The organism is Pseudomonas sp. FSL W5-0299 (assembly GCF_005930655.1).
Classification (GTDB): domain Bacteria; phylum Pseudomonadota; class Gammaproteobacteria; order Pseudomonadales; family Pseudomonadaceae; genus Aquipseudomonas; species Aquipseudomonas mandelii.
This window is the reverse complement of the sequence record NZ_RXHX01000018.1, coordinates 1-21,277: the sequence shown is the minus strand read 5'-3', so window position 1 is coordinate 21,277 and position 21,277 is coordinate 1. Positions and strand designations below refer to the sequence as shown.

Here is a 21,277-nt window from a genome sequence, read left to right as displayed (position 1 = left end):
GGTAGCTCCTAGACAGCCGCAGAGCCGACACGGCCCTTGCGCAGTGCATCGATGACCGCTTCTTTCGGACCGTCGGCAACGATCCGCCCGTTATCCAGCACCAGCAGCCGATCCACCAGGCTGAGCATCGAGGTGCGGTGGGTCACCAGCAGCAAGGTCTTGCCCTGCACCCAGCCGTGGAGTTTTTGCCGCAAGACATCTTCGCTGCTGTTGTCCATGGCGCTGGTGGGTTCGTCGAGCAGCATGATCGGCGGATCCAGCAACAAGGCCCGGGCCAGCAGCACTGCCTGGCGTTGACCGCCGGACAGCAACTGCCCGCGTTCGCCCACGGGCCGGTCAAAACCTTGCGGATGCTGACGCGCCAGCTCGGTGACACCGGTCAGTTCGGCGACTTCGAGCATCCGTGAATCGCTGATGTAACGTGCGCCCAGGGTCAGGTTGTCGCGCAGGCTGCCGGCCAGCAGCGGCAGGTCATGGGCGACGTAACCGATTTGCTGGCGCAGGTCGGCGACATCGAGTTGCCGCAGGTCCAGGCCATCGAGCAGCAACTGGCCTTCTTCCGGCGCATAGAACCCCATCACCAATCGTGTCAGGGTGCTTTTACCCGAGCCGCTGCGACCGATGATGCCGATCCGTTCGCCGGGTTTGACACTGAAACTGATGTTGGCCAGGGCAGGGGCGTTCTGGCCGTTGTAGTGGAAGGTCACGCCACTGACATCCATCGCGCCTTGCAACTGAGTGCGCTCCAGCGGCCGCTGGTGGGCGTCGCGCTCTTGCGGCAAGGACATCAGCGCATCGGTGCTTTTCATGGTCAGTTGCGCTTGCTGGTAGCGGGTGATCAAACCGGCGATCTGCCCCAAGGGTGCGAGTACGCGGCTGCCGAGCATGTAGGTCGCCACCAGCGCACCAACGCTGAGGTTGCCGGCGATGATGCTGTAGACGCCGGCGACAATGGTCGCCATGCCGGAGAATTGCTGGATGAACAGCGTGCCGTTGGTGGCCAGCGCCGACAGATTGCGCGCATGGCTGTCGAGGCGGGTGAGGGCGCCGTGGGTGCTTTCCCATTTGTGCTGGCGCTCGCTTTCGGCGCTGCACGCTTTCAGGGTTTCCAGGCCGCCAAGGGTTTCGATCAACAGGGCCTGGCGCTCGGCGCCGAGGCTCAGGCTTTTCTGCACGGTGTCGCGCAGGCGCACCTGAATGACCATCGCGAAAATGATCGTAATCGGAAACGCCAACAATGGAATCACCACCAGCCAGCCGCCGAGCAGGCCGATCACCACCAGCATCAACACGGCAAAGGGCAGGTCGATCAGGCTGGTCAGCGTGACGGCAGTGAGGAATTCACGCAGGCCCTGGAAGTCGTGGATGCTCTGGGCGAAACCGCCGATGGTCGCCGGCCGCGCTTTCATCGCCATGCCAGTGATGCGTTCGAACAAGGTCGCGGAAAGAATCACGTCGGTTTTCTTCCCGGCGGTGTCCAGCAAGTGCGCGCGCACCACCCGCAGCACCAGTTCGAAACCGGTGCCGATCAGCAAGCCGATCGACAGCACCCACAAGGTCGACGTGGCCTGGTTCGGCACCACGCGGTCGTAGGTTTGCATCACGAACAGCGGCACCATCAGCCCCAGGAGGTTGATCAGGAAACTCGCCAGAATCGCATCGCTGTACAGCCATTTCGACAGCTTCAAGGTGTCGCGAAACCACGCTTCCACACGCGGCACCAGCGGCGAGCGCAGGTCTTCGAGTTCATGGCGGGGCCGGGCGAACAAGGCCTGGCCGCTGTAATTTTCAGCCAGTTCTTCACGGCTGACCCATTGTTCGCCACCGTCCGCTTCGCTGGGCAGGATCAGCAAGCGGCCGTCATCGCCATAGCGTCGCAGGATGGCGGTGCGGCCGTTGTTCAGGATCAGCATCACAGGCAGGTTGAGCGCGGAAATGTCCGCCAGTTCACGGCGCAGCACCCGCGCCTGCAAGCTGGCCCGGGCTGCTGCACGGGGCAGCAGGTCCAGGCTCAAGCGTTGTTTGTTCAGTGGCAGCCCGGCACTCAGGCTGGCGCGACTGACCGTCGCGCCGTGGAGTTTGCAGAGGATCAACAGACCGTCCAGTAGCGGGTCATCGAAGCTCAGGCGCGGATCGACACCGATGTTGCCGGGTTCCATGCTGGTCAAATTGATCGCCCCCAGTGAGCTACTTCAGTTCAGGCAAACGCGCTTCGTTTTTCACTTCGGCCTGGGCGATCGCATCGGCGGGTAGCACCACCCGTTGTTTGCTCAGCAACTGGCCCATGTTCGCCAGCACGCGGTACATCGAATACTCCTCGGTGTAGCGCACTTCGGTGTAGCGGCGATTGGCGTTGTAGAGCTCGTTTTCACTGTCGAGCAAGTCGAGCAGGGTGCGTTGGCCGAGGCCGAACTGGTCCTGATATGCCAGGCGCACACGACGGCTGGTGTCCGCGTATTCGCGGGCAGTCGGGGTTTGTTTCTTGGCATTGACCATGGCGTTCCAGGCCAGGTGGATGTTCTCGTTGAGTTGGCGCAAGGCGTTGTTGCGGATGTCCATCGCCTGGTTGATCTGATGCGCATTGGAGGCCAGGCGCGCCTTGTCGCTGCCGCCGCGGAACAGGTTGTAGTTCATCACCACGCCCACGCGCCACTCGTTGTCGTGGCCTTCATCGCCCTGCACGTTGTTGTTTGCGCCCACTGCCGCTTCGGCATCGAAACGCGGGTAGAACGGCGACTTTGAGACTTCGTACTGGCTCTCGGCCGATTGCACGTCAGCCTGGGCCGATTTCAGGTACGGGTTGTTTTCCACCATGCTCTGCTGGGCTTCCGGCAGGGAGGCAGGCAGTTCGCCGCGGATAGACGGCGGCGTTTCCAGTTCATCGGGCAGGCGCCCTACAACGGCGGCGAAATTCGACTCGGCATCCGCCAGATCGACCTCGGCGGTGTCGAGGTTGTTTTGCGCCAGTGCCCGGCGAGCGCTGGACTGGTCGGAGTCGGCGTTGCTGCCAACGCCACGCTGGGTGCGCAGGCCGATCTGGTCGTTGACCCGCAAGTGAGCCTGCAGGTTGTTCGTGGCCAGGGTCACCAGTTCACGGCGCTTGAGCACTTCGAGGTAGACCTCGATGGTGCGCAATGCCAGGTCCTGGGCGGTGCCTTGAGCGTAATAGGCCCGGGAGTTGACGACCCCTTTGGTGCGTTCGACTTCGTTCGCGGTGTTGAAACCGTCGAACAGCATCTGCCGCAGGCGCAGCTCCGATTGGGTGTAGGTGAGGATTTCGGTGTTGTGATTGCCGAACGCCCGGGTGTTGGTGTTATCGCTGTACCCGCGCCCGTAGGCGGCGTTCAGATCAACTGATGGATAAAAGCCCCCCTTGGCGACTTTGACTTGCTCATCCGCGGACAGCCGCGAGTCGACGCGCGAGGCCAGTTCCGGGTGGGTTGCGATGGTGCTCTGGATCGCCTCGGTCACTGACATGGCTTGAGCCTGGGATGTGCAGGCCATGGCCAGCAGAATTGCGCTGCAAAGGGGGGTTAAAACGCGCATGGGTACATCTCCCTGATTCCTGATGGTTCTTTATCAGTCGCCAAATATTTGACGACATTTATAGGCAAAACCGTTTCATGCTTGTAACAACGTAGCTAAGAACATTCTAGAGCGTAGCTAAGAAATTTTTTTCATAGGGGTTATTCCAAAAAAAACTTATGCGCTCTGCAAAATCCAGCACATTGTTCACTCTGAAAGCCCTTGTTTTAGAAGCTCTAGGGAGCATTCGAGGGTTTAAGGAAAGTTCCATCCACTTATCGACATAGGGCGGAGAAGTGCTGGAGGGGAGGGAAGCGAAACGGTTTTGAGGCGACAGTTTTTTGTCGCTCTACAGGTTCAAAATCGTTACGCATCGCACAAAAGGCAATGTGGCTGCGATTGGAATCCCAAGGTTGTTGATTGCATTGGGGTTTTGCCAAAAACGGACTCATTGCCCATGAGCGACATGCTTGGCGAGACTATCGCCGGGGCAGCGGTTTACTCGGATAAACGCACCCCGCAGGCGATCCGCCAGGCAACCTGCTTCAACCATGAGCACGTTCTTCGCACAAACAGGGTGCCGACAGCGGTTGGCAGCGGAGGAAATGCACATGGCAACGCTCATCGGTACCGTCAGTAAAATCATTGGTCAGGTGTTCGCGGAAAGCGGCGGTACCCGGCGTGTGCTGGCCGAGGGCGATCGATTGTTCGCCGGCGACCAATTGATCACCGGCGCCGATGGCGCGGTGGCCGTGCATCTGAAAAATGGCCAGGAACTGACCCTCGGGCGTGGCAGCAGCCTGCAAATGAACTCCCAGCTACTGGCGAATCAAGCGGCCCATGTGGAAACCGCTGAAGCGGTGACGCCGACTCAAGCGCAACTGACCGATGTCGAGCAACTGCAAAAAGCCATCGCGGCCGGCGATGACCCGACTCAAACCGCTGAAGCCACAGCGGCCGGACCTGCTTCGACCGGCGCACCCGGCGGGGCGGCGGGCGGCGGCCACAGTTTCGTCATGCTCGAAGAAGTGGGCGGGCGGGTCGACCCCACCATTGGCTTCCCCACCGCGGGCTTTAACGGCATTCCCGAATTTCCTCTGGAACGCCTGGCCGGTGATCCGGACAACGGCGACAACGGTGCCGGTTCAGGGGGCACGGGTGTCATTCCCGTTCCTGACGCGCCGAACAACCCGGTCACCCTCGCGGGCCTGTCGGTGGCGGGCGGCGAACTGACCCTCAACGAAGCTAACCTCGCGGACGGTTCTGCCAGCAATCCTGGCGCCTTGATCCAGAACGGCACCTTCACCGTGTCTGCGCCCGACGGGCTGACCAGCCTGAGTATCGGCGGGATCAATGTGATCACGGGTGGGGTGCCTGTCGGCTTCCCGCAGTCGATCACCACACAACTGGGCAACACCCTGACGATCACCGGCTACAACCCGGCCACCGGCGTGGTCAGTTACAGCTACACCCTGGTCGGCAACGACACCCATTCGGCCGGCGAGGGTGCCAACAACCTCAGCGAACAGTTCATCGTCGTCGCTAATGATTCCAACGGCGATACCGCCACCGGCACGCTGGACGTCAACATCACCGACGACGTGCCCAAAGCGGTCGATGACAGCAACGCCAATACCGCCTCGGAATCCCTGCTGACCCTGACCGGCAGCGTGCTGCCCAACGACTCGCAGGGGGCTGACCGCATTCCCACAGGCCCCAACAGCGGGCCGATCATCGGCGGCACCTTCACCGGGACTTACGGCACGCTGGTGCTCAATCCCAACGGCAGTTACACCTACACGCTGAACACCAGCGACGCCGATTTCAAAGCGCTGCACGGCGGCGGCAGCGGCACCGAAACCTTCACCTACACCCTGACGGATGCCGACGGCGACACCAGCACCGCCAACCTGGTGCTGCAAATCCAAAACAACGATGACCCGGTCACGATCGGCGGCCTCAACGTCGAAGGCGGCGAACTCGTCGTCTACGAGAAAAACCTCAGCGACGGCAGCAGCCCCGACGCGCCAGCGCTGACACAGAGCGGCACCTTCACCATCACCGCGCTCGACGGTGTGCAAACCCTCAGCGTCGGTGGCATCAACGTGGTGGTCGGCGGCGTGTCCGCAGGCTTCCCGCAATCGATCGTCACACCACTCGGCAGCACGTTGACCATCACCGGGTTCGACAGCGCGACCGGCGTGGTCAGTTACAGCTACACCCTGGCCGACAACGAAGCGCATCCGACGGCCAACGGTGCCAACGGGATCTCCGAGCAATTCGCCGTCACCGTGGTCGATGACAACGGCACCACCGCCAATGGCAATCTCGACGTCAACATCGTCGATGACCTACCTCAGGCCGTAGACGACAGCAACGCCGGCACCGCTTCGGAAACCCTGCTGACCCTCAACGGCAATGTGCTGACCAACGACACCCAAGGCGCCGACCGCGTGACCGTCGGCGAAAACGCCGGCCCGATCACCCCCGGCACTTTCATCGGGACTTACGGCACGTTAGTGCTGAACGCCAACGGCACGTACACCTACACCCTGAACACCAGCGATGCCGACTTCAAAGCGTTGCACGGCAATGGCAGCGGCACGGAAACCTTCACCTACACCCTGACGGATGCCGATGGCGACACCAGCACCGCCAATCTGGTGCTGAACATCCAAAACAACGATGACCCGGTGACCCTCAACGGCCTCGACGTGGCCGGTGGTGAACTGACTGTCTACGAGAAAAACCTCAGCGACGGCACCAGCCCGAACGCGCCCGCGCTGACCCAGAGCGGCACCTTCACCGTGACCGCCCTCGATGGCCTGCAAACCCTGACGGTCGGCGGCATTTCGGTGGTCAGCGGTGGCGTGGCCGCAGGCTTCCCGCAATCGATCGTCACACCGCTCGGCAGCACGCTGACCATCACCGGCTACAACCCGACCACCGGTGTCATCAGCTACAGCTACACCCTGGCGGACAACGAAACTCATCCGAATGCCAACGATGCCAACAGCCTCACCGAGAACTTCAACGTGGTGGCGACGGACACCGACGGCAGCACCGCGTCGGGCCAGATCAACGTCAACATCGTCGACGACCTGCCCACCGCCAACCCTGATTACGCTTCGGTAGACGAGGGCGCGACCGTCTCGGGCAACGTGCTGGATAACGACATCGGCGGTGCCGATGGCCCGGCGCTCAGCGGCGCCGTGATTGGCGTGCGCGCAGGCTCGGACACCTCGACCTCGGCCATCGGTGGACTGGGCACCAACATCAACGGCACCTACGGTTACCTGACGCTGGATGCCAACGGCAATGCGACCTACCACAGCAATCCCAACGCGGTGAACGGCCCCGGCGCGACCGATGTGTTCACCTATACCGTGCGTGATGCCGATGGTGACGAAAGCACCACCACCATCACCATCGACGTGTCCAACAGCAGCATTGTCGCGTCCACCGATGCCGACGTGACCGTCTACGAAAATGCCCTCGACCTGACCAAGGACGGGCAAGACCTGGCGGCCGGCACGGTCATCGGCAGCGACCCGACCAGCACCGGCGAAACCGCCAAGGGCACGCTGGTCGGCTCGGTCACCGGTGCGATCGGCGCGATCACTTACACGCTGGTGGGCAGCGCCACGGGCAACTATGGCCAGATCCAGCTCAACCCCAACGGCACGTACACCTACACCCTGACCTCGCCTGCGACCACCACGCCGCCTGCCAACGATGGCGCGAATTCGCTGACCGAAAGTTTCACCTACCAGGCGACCGATTCCCTGGGTAACAGCACCACCAGCACCATCGTGGTAAAAATCGTCGATGACGTGCCAAAAGCCTTCAACGACAGCAACACCGGCACAGCGTCGGAGGCCGCGCTGACGCTCAATGGCAATGTCCTGAGCAACGACGTCCAGGGCGCGGACCGTGTCGCCACCGGCCCGAACGTCGGGCCTGTGACCCCAGGCACCTTTACCGGGACTTACGGCACCCTGGTGCTCAACGCCAACGGCACGTACACCTACACGCTGAACACCAATGATGCCGACTTCAAAAACCTGCACGGCGGCGGCACGGGCACCGAAACTTTCGCCTACACCATTACCGATGCCGACGGCGATACCAGCACCGCCAACCTGGTGCTGAACATCCAGAACAACAACGACCCGGTCACGCTCAATGGCCTCGACGTGTACGGCGGTGAACTGACCGTCTACGAGAAAAACCTCAGCGACGGCACCACCCCGAACGCGCCCGCCCTGACCCAGAGCGGCACCTTCACCGTGACCGCGCTGGACGGGCTGCAAACCCTGACCGTCGGCGGCATTGCACTGGTCACTGGCGGCGTGGCGGCAGGCTTCCCGCAATCGATCGTCACACCGCTCGGCAGCACGCTGACCATCACCGGCTACAACCCGGCCACCGGCGTGGTCAGTTACAGCTACACCCTGGCGGACAACGAAACTCATCCGAACGCCAACGGCGCCAACAGCCTCACCGAGAACTTCAACGTGGTGGCGACGGACACCGACGGCAGCACCGCGACGGGTCAGATCAACGTCAACATCGTCGATGATTTGCCGACGGCCAAAGCGGACACGGCGAGCGTGGTCGAAGGCGGTACGGTCAGCGGCAACGTGCTGGACAACGACATCGGCGGTGCAGATGGCCCGGCACTCAGCGGCGCAGTGATTGGCGTGCGCGCAGGCTCGGACACTTCGTCCTCGGCCATCGGCGGCCTCGGTTCGAACATCACCGGCACTTACGGATACCTGACGCTGGATGCCAACGGCAACGCGGTCTATCACAGCAATCCAAACGCCGTGAGCGGTGCGGGCGCGACGGACACCTTCACCTACACCGTGCGTGATGCCGACGGCGATGAAAGCACCACCACTATCACCATCGATGTGTACAACAGCTGCATCAAAGCGGTCAGCGACACCGATGTCACCGTCTATGAGAAAGCGCTGGACCTGACCAAGGACGGGCTGGACCTGGCGGCCGGTACTGTCACGGGCAGCGAGCCCGGCAACACCGGCGAAACGGCCACCGGCACCCTGGTCGGCTCCGTTACTGGCGCGAGTGGCGCCATCACCTACACCCTGGTCGGCAGCGCCACCGGGGCCTACGGGCAAATGCTGCTCAACCCCAACGGTACCTACACCTACACCCTGACGTCGGCGCCGAAAACCTCGCCGAACACCAACGACGGCCCGAATACCCTGACCGAAAGCTTCACCTACAAAGCCACCGATGCGCTGGGCAACAGCACCACCAGCACCATCGTGGTGAACATCGTCGATGACGTGCCCAAGGTCGTCGGCGCGGAGCGTTCGGTGGCGGCTGTGGAGATCGATTCCAACCTGCTGCTGGTGATCGACGTCTCCGGCAGCATGGTCGACCCCTCCGGTGTACCGGGGCTATCGCGCCTCGAACTGGCCAAGCAGGCGATCAGTGCCTTGCTCGACAAATACGACGACCTGGGCGATGTGAAAGTGCAGATCGTCACCTTCAGCAGCAACGCCACCGACAAGACATCGATCTGGGTGGATGTGGCGACCGCCAAGTCGATCATCTCCGGCCTGACTGCCGGCGGTGGCACCAACTACGACGCCGCTGTCGCGACGATGCAAACGGCGTTCAACACCTCGGGCAAACTGACCGGGGCGCAGAACGTCGGCTACTTCTTCTCCGACGGCAAACCCAACGAAGGCGACATCGGCAGCGCAGATGAGGCCGCGCTCAAAGCCTTCCTCGACGCCAACGGCATCAAGAACTACGCGATCGGCCTGGGCAGCGGCGTGAGCAACGCCTACCTCGATCCGCTGGCTTATGACGGCAGCACCCACACCAACACCAACGCTGTTGTGGTGACCGATCTCAACCAGCTCAACTCGGTGCTTTCGGGCACGGTGGTCGGCGCGCCGGTGACGGGCACCTTGATGGAGGGCGGCACCTTCGGCGCCGATGGCGGCTTCATCAAAACCCTCGTGGTCGACGGCACGACGTACACCTACGACCCTAAAGGCAACAGCAATCAGGGTTCGTTGAACTTCAGTGGCGGCGCCAACCACGGCACCTTCAACACGGTGAACAACAGCATCAGCATCGCCACCAACAATGGCGGCACGTTGGTGGTGAACCTCGACACCGGCGAGTACACCTACACCTCGCAAAAAACCACGGCAGTGGTGATTACCGAAAACATCGGCTTCACCGCCAGCGACAACGACGGCGACCTGGCCAGCTCCACGCTGACGGTCAAAGTCATCCCGAACGCGGCGCCGGTGGCGGTCGATGACCACATCATCACCAACGTGCTCTCGGGCAACATTGTGGTGCCGGGCGAGTTGCTGCTGGCCAACGACACCGATGCCGATGGCGATCCGCTGACGGCTTCACCCACCAACTTCAACACCGGCTGGATTTCCAAAGGCGCCGACTTCACCGGCACCGGGGCGATCAGCTTCTCCTCGACCGGCAACAACAACGCCAACCAGGTCCTGGCGAACGTGCGCAACGCCTTTGCGGCGAACGCGACGACCATGACGGCGGTGCTGGTGGTCAGTGGATATCTGGGCGGGGTAACCGCCGGTAACGCCAATGATGAGGACCGGATCACCGTCAACCTCAAACAGGGAGAAACCCTCAACCTGGACCACAACCTGGCGGGCGGTCACATCGCCATGGAGTATTCGCTCAACGGTGGGGCATGGATCGCCCTCGCGGACGGGCAAACCCTCACTGCGGCGGCGGACGGGACCTATCAGATCCACGTCACCAACATCACCAACACCAGCGGCAGCGGCGTGAACAACGCGGAATACTACAAGCTGACCATGACCCTCGATTACGCCGGGGGCCACGACATCGCCCCGGATGCCCACGGCACCTACACCGCCAACGACAACCACGGCGGCAGCGACAGCGCGGGCGTGACCATCAGCTATCAGGACGGACATACCCTCACCGGCACGGCCGGCGACGATGTGCTGGTGGCGGGCACCGGCAATAACGTCCTCAATGCCGGCGACGGCAACGATGTGCTCACTGCTGGCTCCGGCAACAACGAACTGCATGGCGGCGCCGGCAATGATTTGCTGTTCAGCGGCACCGGCAACGACCTGCTCGACGGCGGCACCGGCACCGACACCGTGAGTTACGCCCACGCCACCGCCGGGGTCACGGTCGACCTGAGCGTGGCCACCGCGCAAAACACTGGCGGCGCCGGCACCGACACCCTGACCGCGATCGAAAACCTCACCGGCTCCAACTTCAACGACTCGCTCACGGGCGACAACCTGAGCAACGTCATCACCGGCGGTTTGGGCGATGACATCCTCAAGGGCGGCGGCGGTGACGACTTCCTGATCGGCGGCCTGGGCAACAACACCCTGACCGGCGGGGCAGGGGCCGACACCTTCCAGTGGCTCAAAGGCAACAGCGGCCACGACCTCGTCACCGACTTCACCCCAGGCACCGACAAACTCGACTTGTCGCAACTGCTGCAAGGCGAAAACGGCACCGCGGCATCGCTGGATGACTACCTGCACTTCAAAGTCATCGGCAGCGGCGCCTCGGTCCTGACCAGCATCGACGTCAGCGCCATGGCCGGCGCGGCACCGAACCAGACCATCGACCTGGCCGGCGTCAACCTGGCCAGCCACTACGGCGTCACGCCGGGAGCGGGCGGGGTGGTGGCGGGCGGGCACGATACCGCGACCATCATCAATGGCATGTTGAATGACCATTCGTTGAAGGTGGATACCGTGTGATCTGAAGGCTGACCTCTGAAACGACAAAACCCGCCATTCCTGGGTAAGGAATGGCGGGTTTTTGTTGTCTGTGAGATCGCTTTCGTCGGATCGCCGCCCGGAACAAGCCCGCTCCGACACTTTGATCTTCAGTGAACACAAAACAGGCGAACAACCCGGATCAACTGTAGGAGCGAGGCTGCTCGCGAAGAGGCCCAAAAGACCGCCACAAAACTCACAGCCTGACACGCTGTTGTGGCGAGGGAACTTGCTCCCGCTGGCTTGCGAAGCAGCCCCAAAACCATTCACCGCGATTGTGTCTGATAAACAGCGTTTCGCTGGTTTTACGACTGCTGCGCAGCCGAGCGGGAGCAAGCTCCCTCGCCACAGGAAAGTGTTCGCACCAGGATTTTCGCTAACCCTGCGGAACGAAGTTATCCAGCATCCGATTCACCGCCAATTCCCCCAGCATCACCACCTGCTGAATCCCCAGTACCGTATTGCGATGCGAACCCTCCATCAACCCCGCGAAATTACTCAACATCACACTCGCCGACGCCAGGGTTTCGCAGGCGTTGACCAGCAGCGTTTCGTCATTGGTGTCGGGAGCGATGGAATAGATGGTGCTCGGTTTACGCGGAGTGTCTGCGGGGATGACCGGTTTGAGGTAGTAGTCGAGGGCGCGGTCGGCGGCTTCGTTGAGTTTTTTGGAATCGGTGGATTCGTAGGGGGAAACGTCGTCGGTTTCGGGTGGGTTGGGTGTGATCTTGAACATGGTGAAACTCCTTGATGATTGGAGTCGTCACCCCTCGCTGCTAAACGGAAAGGGTGGCGGCTGTGCGCGGGTTAGCAGACCAGGCATCAAGGAACCCGGCGCACCGAAGTGCCCCACGCACAGTCACCAAAACGCCAATCAGGAGGCAAAAAAGCCGACTGATCAAGAGGTGACATTGCGTGCCTTGATATTGACCGAGCTGCTAAACCCGATCGCTGCATTTGCAACGACACGGAAACGATAGGGCGAGGGGACAAGGCACACAAGCCGGCGGATTCTGGCGCAGTCGTAGGCAGCTACGCAAGGATGTGTAGGCAGAGTGAGTGTCTTGAAATGTCTTTTAAACACCGCCGTTTATTTCCTCCTCCAAATAAATAGCTGCGCCCCCCCTACGAGGTGTCAATCGCCGACGAACGGTAGCAAAACCTGTTATTTCTGACAGTAGCCAGTCTGTACGCAGTGCCGTTAAATCACTTCAGAGCAACAAATACCTGACACGCTGAATACGTACTGAGCGTGAGAGAACGTCGACAAAGTCTTGAGAGGAAGTCAGCAATGCCGATTTCTCAAAACCGGGCTGATCCAACGGATCCAACCCTGGAACAACCGAGGGTGCCTGCCATCCTCAAGGACGAGAACGGCGAAGAGAGTCCGGAGGGGCTGTTGCCGAGAAGTGCAGTGAGTGATGACCTGGTCGTCATCGTTCCGAACTGGAGAACGGCACTCGTCGATCCGTTTCCCTACATCATCTCTATCAGTTGGGTAAAGGAAGGCAGTTCGTTCACCGAAGTGTACAGGGAGGAGTTCACCGACCCAGGGGAGAAGACCTTGAAAGTCCCTCGGGACAAGCTGGATCACGGTATTTATTCCCTGTCGTACCAACTCAGTTACGGCGGGAACGCAGAACTGTCCTTCTCCAAGCGCGTCACGGTCGATAGAGTGCCGCCGGATGATGGTCAGGAGCCAAAGCCGCTGGTGATGCTGGATGTTCCCGGCGATATCACCGATGACTACCTCACACGATTTGGAGAGGTCAGATTACAAGTCCCGCTCTATGTCGATTTAAAGGCCCGGGATCGCGCAATCTATTATTTGACGGACAACCCCAATCCTCTGGATACCGAATCTGGCATTCGTGAGCAGGAGTTCAGTCAACAGGACATTGACCAGCGTCGTCTCATCATTACCGTGTACGCGGCGGATATTCGTGGCCGTGGGCACGGTCAACGCTACTTTTATTACCGGCTACGTGATTGGGCCGGCAACCGTGGGCCACGCTCGACCCTGTTACCGGTTTTTGTCGACTTGACGCCGGCCCCTGGCAATCTCGATCCAGCTCGGGTGCCATTGTCGGTGCGAGGGTTGATCGACCGCGAACACGCTCGCGAAGGGGCGGTCGATCAGAAAGCGGTCACCGTCGAAATCGATGCCTATGACAATCCGGACGCCTCCGACAAAGTTCTGATCCAGTGGAATAGTCATGCTCTCGCCCCCCTGGACGTTGACCCAACCCAATTTCCGCTCAGCCAAACTGTACCGTGGTCGACACTGACGGCTGACGGGCTCGGGCCGATGGATGCGCGTGTTGACTACCGCATCAGTCGTGGCGGGACACCGACGCCGCCTGCTCCAGAAACGCAGGTGCCGGTCAATTTGACGGTCGCCGGTCCAGATCACGCTGACGCTCCCGCTATGTTGAACCTCACGCTGGCGAATCTGGAGATCTATGGCGCTGTTTCGAAACAACTGAACACGCTGCAGACGATAGATCATGGTCAGCCCGCCGACGGGTACTTGCGCTTGTACGACAATCCACAGCCTGGAGAAAAGATCTTCCTGTACTGGGGCGCCATCAGCACGCCAGTCGCTGAATACGAGGTCAAGGATGGCGACAGCGCCGGGCAAAATATTGAGTTCAGTATTCCTTGGACGGCTATCGAGCAAGACATGGAAAATCCGGCGTTACCGGTGTGGTACACCACCGACAACCAGGTAAACGTGCAGTTGGCCCGAGCGACTCCGGTAAACGTGGCAATCATCATCATCAGGAATTTGCCGGAGCCGACGTTCCCTGATGGCGGGCTAAAAGGCCTGCTTGATTGCTGTGCCAGACCTCGATTGTGGGAGCAGGTGCGGGTGCATATCGAGGGTAACGACGCGTTCGACAAAGACGATATTGTCGAGCTTCATTGGCAAGGGTGTTACGGCCCCAATGGCACATCCCCCATCCCGGGGGTCACTGAGTCATTTGAAACAACACTCAGTCTTGAGCAGGCACGCAATGGTTTTGATATATCGGTGACAGACTATGAAAGGTTAGTTGCGCCGATGGTTGATCGCGGATCAGCACTTTGCCGATATTTTTTGAGAAAGAGCAACGGCGGACAAGGTGAGTCGAAGTCTGAGTTTGTGATTATCAATAGAACGATGCCCAGTGGTCAATTGTGCGGGCCGAATAATGATATTTGCGAAGAATCATTCGTGAGTGACGTGCCTAAACATTGATCGATTAAAAGAGCGCAATACTGTCCGCTGTTTAAGTCGGATTATCAGAATTAAAGTCCGCGCGTGGGTGGTCAGTTTCCAAGTGTCCTGACGGGGGCTGGTAGTGTCCTTTGTCAGATAATCAAGCAATTGAAAGGAAGATACAGATGACCAGTTTCAAACCATTGGATCCCGCACAGAATCGCGCGCGTTATCTTGTCGTTCGGCAGAGTATGCCTACAGAGGACGCAGCGCCCCCCTACCTGCACGCTGATAATCCCCTGTTGCCCGATACCGCGGACGATTTGCCAAATCAGTTGCATTCCAGTCTTCAAGGCGCACAGCTAAAAGTGCTGATCCCCCGATTTGCTCAGGCGGGCGATGAAAACGCTATACCAGGGTTTTTGAACTTGACCTGGAATGGCAGTCGTGTTGGTACCCGATATAATTATACGACTCCAATTGATCCCGCCATCACTGAGTTTGAATTGCTGTTGCCAGCAGGTCTCACTAATGCATCGGGATCGCATGAGTTAAGTTATATACTGAGTCATGGTGGCAATCCTGATGAAGTTGCGCACGAGGTAATTAATATCGATACGCAGGCTCCCTTGCCGAACGGTGAGGTGACCCTTCCTGCAGAAGTTGAGCGAGACGGCATTACCAAACCTTACCTGGATGCCAACGGTTTTGTTCTTGTTACCGTCCCTCAATACGCCACAAAAAAAATCGGGGATGTAATCGAAGCTTTCTTTGGCATATCTTTGCCAGGAGCTATTTCGATAGGGAATGTGACTGTTACAGATACCGCCGTGCCGGTTACTTTCAACTTGACTGCTGCCCAGGTTGGCACCGAAGAGGGTGAAAAAGAACTCTGGTATACGTTGATGGATCGGAAAGGTAATAAGAGTCTCCCCTCAGCGTACAAGAAAACGAACGTATCACTGACGGATCCGCCAGAGGGATTATTGCCACCCAACATTCCGCTGTTTGATGATGATACGCTACCTAAACTGGTGGATCTGGCCGATGCGCGGATGCCTTTGGGCATCGGGATATTGGCTGAGTACGATAATTACATCGCGGATCGTGATGAGATCGAAGTGACGGTAGATGGCATTCTATTGCCCGCACAGCGGATCAACGGCTTTCCCTTCTACGTGAATGTTCCCTATAGCGCGCTGGCTAAAGATAGCCTTGGCGAAAAAACAATAACAACCAGTTATCAGATAAAGCGCGGCACGGTTCGTCACCCATTAACGCCACTTACAAAAAATATTGTTGTCGACCTCCGCAGACCGGGGCCCGGTGAAGGGGAGGAGAATCCCAATCCGGACCTTGATCTGGTGACTGTTCAAGGACAAGGAGGTAATGGCCCGAATGTACTGACAGAAGACGACAAAGATCAGACGGTTTCAGTCACTGCGCAGGTTTTTGATGGCGTCAAGGACGGAGACGTTGCGACACTGATCTGGAAGGGTGTTGAGGTGACAGCAGCACAGGGGGGCGTCATTGAACTGGATGGAACGGAAACGGATGATTTGGAATGGACTGTTGAGTGGGAAGTTGTGGATGAAGGAGGAAATGGCAATCCGCTTCCGGTAAGTTACAAACTAACCAATCCGGACCTTAACGAAAATGAGGAGTTTTCGTTGCCTCAGGACGTTGATGTTTATATTCGTCCGGGTGTTGCGCCCGAAGTAAGGTTTCAACATATGGATCCAGATTTGACTCTACTCAATTGCCAATCTTTGCGAGCCGATGCAGTGCTTGGCAAATGTGCTGAAGCACTGGTCGCAGGTGGAGAGCCGGAATTGAAGGGGAAAACATTGGCCTGTACTTATCAAGGGTATAGCGATTCTGCGGGGACTACAGTAAAGCCGGGTACCAAGTACGAATTTAACTATTCTCCGAGCGATCAGGAGGTTGACGACGGTTTTATTATAAAAGTCCGCTACCAGGAGCTTCTTGCAACACAGAGCGCATGGGGGGAAATCAGTTACGTCGTCAAGATCGATGGGCGGGACGTAACTTCCAGTCACTTCGTTAGAGTGCATATGGTAGGGGGGACTGGAACGCCTTGTCCGATTTAAGTGAAAAAGCCCGGAAGGTGTAAAAACCTTCCGGTTTTTTTTAGTGAGGGAAGTTATGGAAATATTCGCTATGTGATTTCGGATATTTCCTACATTTTTTTAGGGGGCGTTCCTTTACCTTCCGCGCTCAATTTTTTCACGCAAATGTATTTGCGCACTTTTTATTATGAGTTGGAGGTGGATAAATTATGAAAGTATTTGGCGAGCTCCCCGTCAGGGTTATTCGAAAACGCGCGCTGGGCGTACTGGTGTTCATGCCGGTCTTTTCTTTGTCCGGCACGGGTGCACAGGCGGCAACCATCGTCGACGGAACGACACTGGATATCGACTCATCGACAACGTCGATCGACTATCTGGTGCGTAACAATGGCGTGTTGAACGTCAATGGCGCCAGTACCCGATCGATCACTGTGCAATCTGGCTCAACGTTGAATATCAACGGCGCGAGCATTGTCGGCAGTAGCGGCGCTGAAGGCGTTGTAGTCACCAGCAGTCGAGGCACTATCGATCGGGCCAATGTGACCAGCGAAGACATCGGGCTGGCCGTAAACCGTTCCAGTGTCGCGGCCGGCGGATCGGACGTGACCGTTTCCAATAGCCAGATCAAGGGTGAAGTAGCTGGTGCCCAGGTCACGGGGCTGAGCAAATTGTCGTTGATCAATACGCAAGTCACCGGCTCGGCAGGCGACGGCATTGGTGTGAACATTCTGGGCGGTGAAGTGGATGCCTCTGCCGGGACGCATATCACCGGGCAGGCGACAGGTGTGCGGATGGTCAACGATTCCGCCAATGTAGGTGCTCGTGCCCTTACACTGGATAATGCCATCGTACAGGGTGTCAACGGCTCCGCGGTTCTGGTCGAGAGAGGCACAAATGCCACTATCCGTCTCTCGAACGGTGCCAGTCTGCTTGCCGGAAACAACATCCTGCTTGATGTGCAAGGCGCCTCTACCGCCGCCATGACCGTCGCCAACAGTGCGCTTCAAGGCAACGTGAATATAGATGGCAGCAGCGTAGCGAACCTCACCTTCGATCAGGGCCATTTCACCGGTGATGTCGTGCTCGTCGATGACGCCTCCTCGGCCACGGTCAACCTGCAAAACAATTCACGGTTCACCGGCAGCCTGGATAAGGTCGACGGTGTGACCATCAACAGCGGCTCCAACTGGACCCTGACCCGCAACGACACCGTCGGCGCATTGGCCATGAATGGCGGTACAGTCAGCTTCGGTTCGCCCGATGCCCCGGACACGTTCTACCAGTTGAACGTCGGAACACTTGCGGCCTCAGGCACCGGCGCCAATGTATTTGCGATGAAAGGCAACTTTGCCACCGGCCATCACGATTTCCTGAACGTGACCGGTGTGGCCACTGGGCAGTTCGGTCTGTTGGTTGCGGCCTCTGGGCTGGATGCCGTGTCTCCCGGGCAATTGAACCTCGTGCATACGGCGGCGGGTGATGCGCAATTCTCGCTGATCAGTGGCAGGGCGGACCTGGGAACCTGGTCCTATTCGCTGAAAAGCACGATGGACGAAAGCGGGGCTACCGACTGGTATCTGGACCCTGCTACCGAAACCGTCAGCCCGGGCGCGCGTTCGGTATTGGCCCTGTTCAATACAGCGATCACTGTGGCCACCGGCGAAGACGCATCCCTACGCAGTCGCATGGGTGAGCTTCGATTCAACGGCGGCAAGTCGGGTGCCTGGGTGCGTACTTACGGCAGCCAATACAATGTGGCTGACGGCTCGGGTGTGGCTTATCAGCAAACCCAGCAAGGTTTTTCCCTGGGCGCTGATGCGAGACTGGGTGAGAGCCAATGGTTTATGGGGGTGATGGCGGGGTACAGCAATTCCAGGCTGAATCTTGATTACGGCACTTCCGGCACCGTCGACAGCTACTACGTCGGGCCTTACGCAACTTGGCTCGATGCCGATTCCGGTTACTACTTCGATGCCGCGCTCAAGTTCAACCACTTCCGCAACGAGTCAAAAGTCGGCCTGAGCGACGGTTCCCGTGCCAAAGGCGACTACGACAACTCCGGCCTCGGCGGCTGGGCCGAATTCGGCCGACACATCAAGTTCGGCGATGGCTACTTCATCGAACCGTTTACCCGATTCTCGTCTGTCGTGATCCAGGGCAAGCATTACAACCTGGACAACGGCATGGACGCCAACGGTGATCGGGCCCGCTCGATGCTGGGCAAGGTCGGCAGCACCTTCGGGCGCAATTTCGACTTCGGCAACGGCAAGGTGGTACAGCCTTATATCAGTGCCGCGGCGGGTTACGAGTTCGCCAAAAATAACAAAGTGCAAGTGAACAGCAATGTGTTTAACAACGACCTGTCGGGCTACCGTACCGATTTCGGGGCGGGGTTGGCAGTGGCTTTCTCCGAGGGGATGCAGGCGCACGTTGATTTTGATTATGAAAAGGGCGAGCACATTGAGAAGCCGTGGGGGGTTAACTTTGGGGTGAGGGTTAACTGGTAAGGGAATAGTAGTCTTGCAAGACTGAAACGCCGCTTCTCCTATTGGGTAAGCGGCGTTTTTTATTGACCCGTCTGACCGGCAATCACCTGTCTCGGCAACCACGAATCTCCATCCTCAATCCGCTTCACCTTCAGCAACAACGGTAGCGCCAGGGTAATCGACTGCCCGCCCCGCACCAGCTTCCATCGTAACTGCGCACCTTGTCATGCCACACCCCGAGAAGCGCCGCCCGATGGTTCGAGTCGAGTGGTGACTCCGGAAACGGCGGTGACCCGACACAGCGTTCATCAGGACCAGTCGCGCCTGATCCTGGTTAAGTTCACATCAGTCATGCAGGTGAAGGCGCGTAAATAGATTCGGCGCTTTAACTAGTCTTTAATCACGATTGTGGAAATAAATATTTCCCCTTCGCTTATCACATTCAAAACCTTATTCGCTCTCCCATGATGGAAGAAGTTAATGAGGTGCGCTTTTGTACTCGTCAGGTTTATAAGACTATAAAGGTTGAATACACCATGCCCCGAATCGCCAGCGTTGGTCGACGTCGGATGCGCAACGTTGATCCATATGATCTATATTGTAGAAAGCGTATGTTTGATAACCCTGAACCGGAAGGCATCCACCCACTTCACAAAGCCAATAATTTCGGGCGGTAGGTAATTTTTGGCCATACACTCGTTGCATGTCATTGAGGGCTTGGCCAGCCGGCAATGCATTGCCGAAGGAGCTCATCCAGGAAACGGCCTGAGCGTGCGTTAAATATGAATCATTAGATCGCAGTTGATATATGTTTCTCACTGATATTGGATAACTTACCAATTGAAGCGATGCGTCTCGAACGAAAATTGTGGCATTGCCGATACTGTTGCCAGTGACTTTGCCCGTTTGTGTCACGGAGGCAACGGCCTCATTACTTGAATAATAATAATAGGGAGTCTTTCCACCTTGAGCCAGGCGAACATCAGTATTGCCAATAGAATCTTGTCCAGTTTTCGGCCAATTTGGGATTTTTACTGAGAGCCCATTTAGGTTCATCTGACTAGTATTAATTGTTAATGGTGTTGCTACTGTGAGGCTACGCGCTGGCGTGGAGGACTGTCCACTGCCATACAACGCTTTAGCGGTGAAGCTGTGAGACGCCACACTCAACCCTGTCACCAGCAAGTACCAGATTCCCGTCGTTGTACTGGCGGTGGGCTCCCCCTTCGATATGGTGCCGTCGAGTACCTGGACCTTCTGACCTTTGCTGGCCGTGCCGGTCAGCGACACACTGGTCTCCAATGTTGTACCGCCATTGGGAATTTCGACCCCGCTTGGCGAGCCTTTGACTGAATCAATGGTCGGTTTGACCTCCACCGCCACGGTAAACGTGAACGGTGGAGCGGACTCTTCGCCTTCGCCATACAGCGCCAGCGCCTTGAGGCTGTAAGCCTTGACGGTCAATGCACTTACCACCTGAGTCCAGACACCCGAACCATTGGCGGTAGGTTCCCCCAGTGACGTGGTGCCATCAAGCAAGCGGACTTTCTGATTGGGACTGGCCTTGCCAGTGACGGTTACTGATCGGTCAAAGGTGATGCCACCCTGGGCGACCGGGCCTTTGGAATCGGTGACCGAGTCAATGGCCGGTTTGAGCGCCGCCGCCACGGTAAACGTGAACGGTGGAGCGGACTCTTCGCCTTCGCCATACAGCGCCAGCGCCTTGAGGCTGTAAGCCTTGACGGTCAATGCACTTACCACCTGAGTCCAGATGCCGCTGCCATTGGCGGTAGGTTCCCCCAGTGAAGTAGTGCCATCGAGCAAGCGGACTTTCTGATTGGGACTGGCCTTGCCAGTGACGGTTACTGATCGGTCAAAGGTGATGCCGCCCTGGGCGACCGGGCCTTTGGAATCGGTGACCGAGTCAATGGTTGGTTTGACCGCCACCGCCACGGTAAACGTGAACGGTGGAGCGGACTCTTCGCCTTCGCCATACAGCGCCAAAGCCTTGAGGCTGTAAGCCTTGACGGTCATTGCATTCACGACCTGAGTCCAGATGCCCGAACCATTGGTGGTAGGCTCCCCCAGTGAAGTGGTGCCATCAAGCAAGCGGACTTTCTGATTGGGACTGGCCTTGCCAGTGACGGTTACTGATCGGTCAAAGGTGATGCC

The 21,277-nt window shown here is 58.5% G+C and carries 8 protein-coding genes; 4 read left to right on the top strand and 4 right to left on the bottom strand.

Annotation, left to right across the window (positions count from 1 at the left end; all coding sequences use genetic code 11):
• Nucleotides 1–8: 8 nt before the first annotated feature.
• Both FHL16_RS20400 and FHL16_RS20395 read right to left on the bottom strand, forming a co-directional pair.
• Nucleotides 9–2,168 (bottom strand): type I secretion system permease/ATPase, encoded by a 2,160-nt coding sequence (locus tag FHL16_RS20400; protein WP_077749130.1) that lies wholly within the window; start codon nucleotides 2,166–2,168, stop codon nucleotides 9–11.
• A gap of 19 nt (nucleotides 2,169–2,187) precedes the next feature.
• Nucleotides 2,188–3,546 carry a TolC family outer membrane protein gene (locus FHL16_RS20395; RefSeq protein ID WP_010461997.1) on the bottom strand — a complete coding sequence of 453 codons (1,359 nt, stop codon included), beginning with the start codon at nucleotides 3,544–3,546 and terminating at the stop codon, nucleotides 2,188–2,190.
• 590 nt (nucleotides 3,547–4,136) lie between these two features.
• Between FHL16_RS20395 and FHL16_RS20390 the strand changes: the two genes are divergently transcribed.
• Nucleotides 4,137–11,309: a retention module-containing protein gene (locus FHL16_RS20390; protein ID WP_077749129.1), complete on the top strand. Its 7,173-nt coding sequence runs from the start codon at nucleotides 4,137–4,139 to the stop codon at nucleotides 11,307–11,309.
• Between the two features lie 394 nt (nucleotides 11,310–11,703).
• Here the strand turns inward: FHL16_RS20390 and FHL16_RS20380 are convergent, their stop codons facing one another.
• Entirely contained in the window at nucleotides 11,704–12,063 is a 360-nt protein-coding gene (locus tag FHL16_RS20380) for a DUF6124 family protein (RefSeq protein WP_010461993.1), read from the bottom strand.
• A gap of 555 nt (nucleotides 12,064–12,618) precedes the next feature.
• Here FHL16_RS20380 and FHL16_RS20375 point away from each other — a divergent pair.
• The 3 genes from FHL16_RS20375 to FHL16_RS20365 all read left to right on the top strand — a co-directional run bounded on the left by FHL16_RS20375 (nucleotide 12,619) and on the right by FHL16_RS20365 (nucleotide 19,126).
• The gene (locus tag FHL16_RS20375) at nucleotides 12,619–14,568 is read left to right on the top strand and encodes a hypothetical protein (protein WP_077749128.1); all 1,950 of its coding nucleotides are present in this window, start codon (nucleotides 12,619–12,621) and stop codon (nucleotides 14,566–14,568) included.
• A gap of 146 nt (nucleotides 14,569–14,714) precedes the next feature.
• Nucleotides 14,715–16,640 carry a hypothetical protein gene (locus FHL16_RS20370; protein ID WP_077749127.1) on the top strand — a complete coding sequence of 642 codons (1,926 nt, stop codon included), beginning with the start codon at nucleotides 14,715–14,717 and terminating at the stop codon, nucleotides 16,638–16,640.
• A gap of 188 nt (nucleotides 16,641–16,828) precedes the next feature.
• Nucleotides 16,829–19,126, top strand: coding sequence for an autotransporter outer membrane beta-barrel domain-containing protein (locus tag FHL16_RS20365; RefSeq protein ID WP_077749126.1), 2,298 nt, complete (start codon nucleotides 16,829–16,831; stop codon nucleotides 19,124–19,126).
• A 495-nt stretch (nucleotides 19,127–19,621) separates the two neighbouring features.
• Here FHL16_RS20365 and FHL16_RS20360 read toward each other — a convergent pair.
• Nucleotides 19,622–21,277: Ig-like domain-containing protein (locus tag FHL16_RS20360; protein ID WP_077749125.1), on the bottom strand; the 1,656-nt coding region annotated here is incomplete at its 5' end.

Bases quoted from the DNA above. Each gene is read 5' to 3' on its own strand.
- FHL16_RS20395 (WP_010461997.1), bottom strand. From the start codon at position 3,546: ATGCGCGTTTTAACCCCCCTTTGCAGCGCAATTCTGCTGGCCATGGCC.
- FHL16_RS20390 (WP_077749129.1), top strand. From the start codon at position 4,137: ATGGCAACGCTCATCGGTACCGTCAGTAAAATCATTGGTCAGGTGTTC.
- FHL16_RS20380 (WP_010461993.1), bottom strand. From the start codon at position 12,063: ATGTTCAAGATCACACCCAACCCACCCGAAACCGACGACGTTTCCCCC.
- FHL16_RS20375 (WP_077749128.1), top strand. From the start codon at position 12,619: ATGCCGATTTCTCAAAACCGGGCTGATCCAACGGATCCAACCCTGGAA.
- FHL16_RS20370 (WP_077749127.1), top strand. From the start codon at position 14,715: ATGACCAGTTTCAAACCATTGGATCCCGCACAGAATCGCGCGCGTTAT.
- FHL16_RS20365 (WP_077749126.1), top strand. From the start codon at position 16,829: ATGAAAGTATTTGGCGAGCTCCCCGTCAGGGTTATTCGAAAACGCGCG.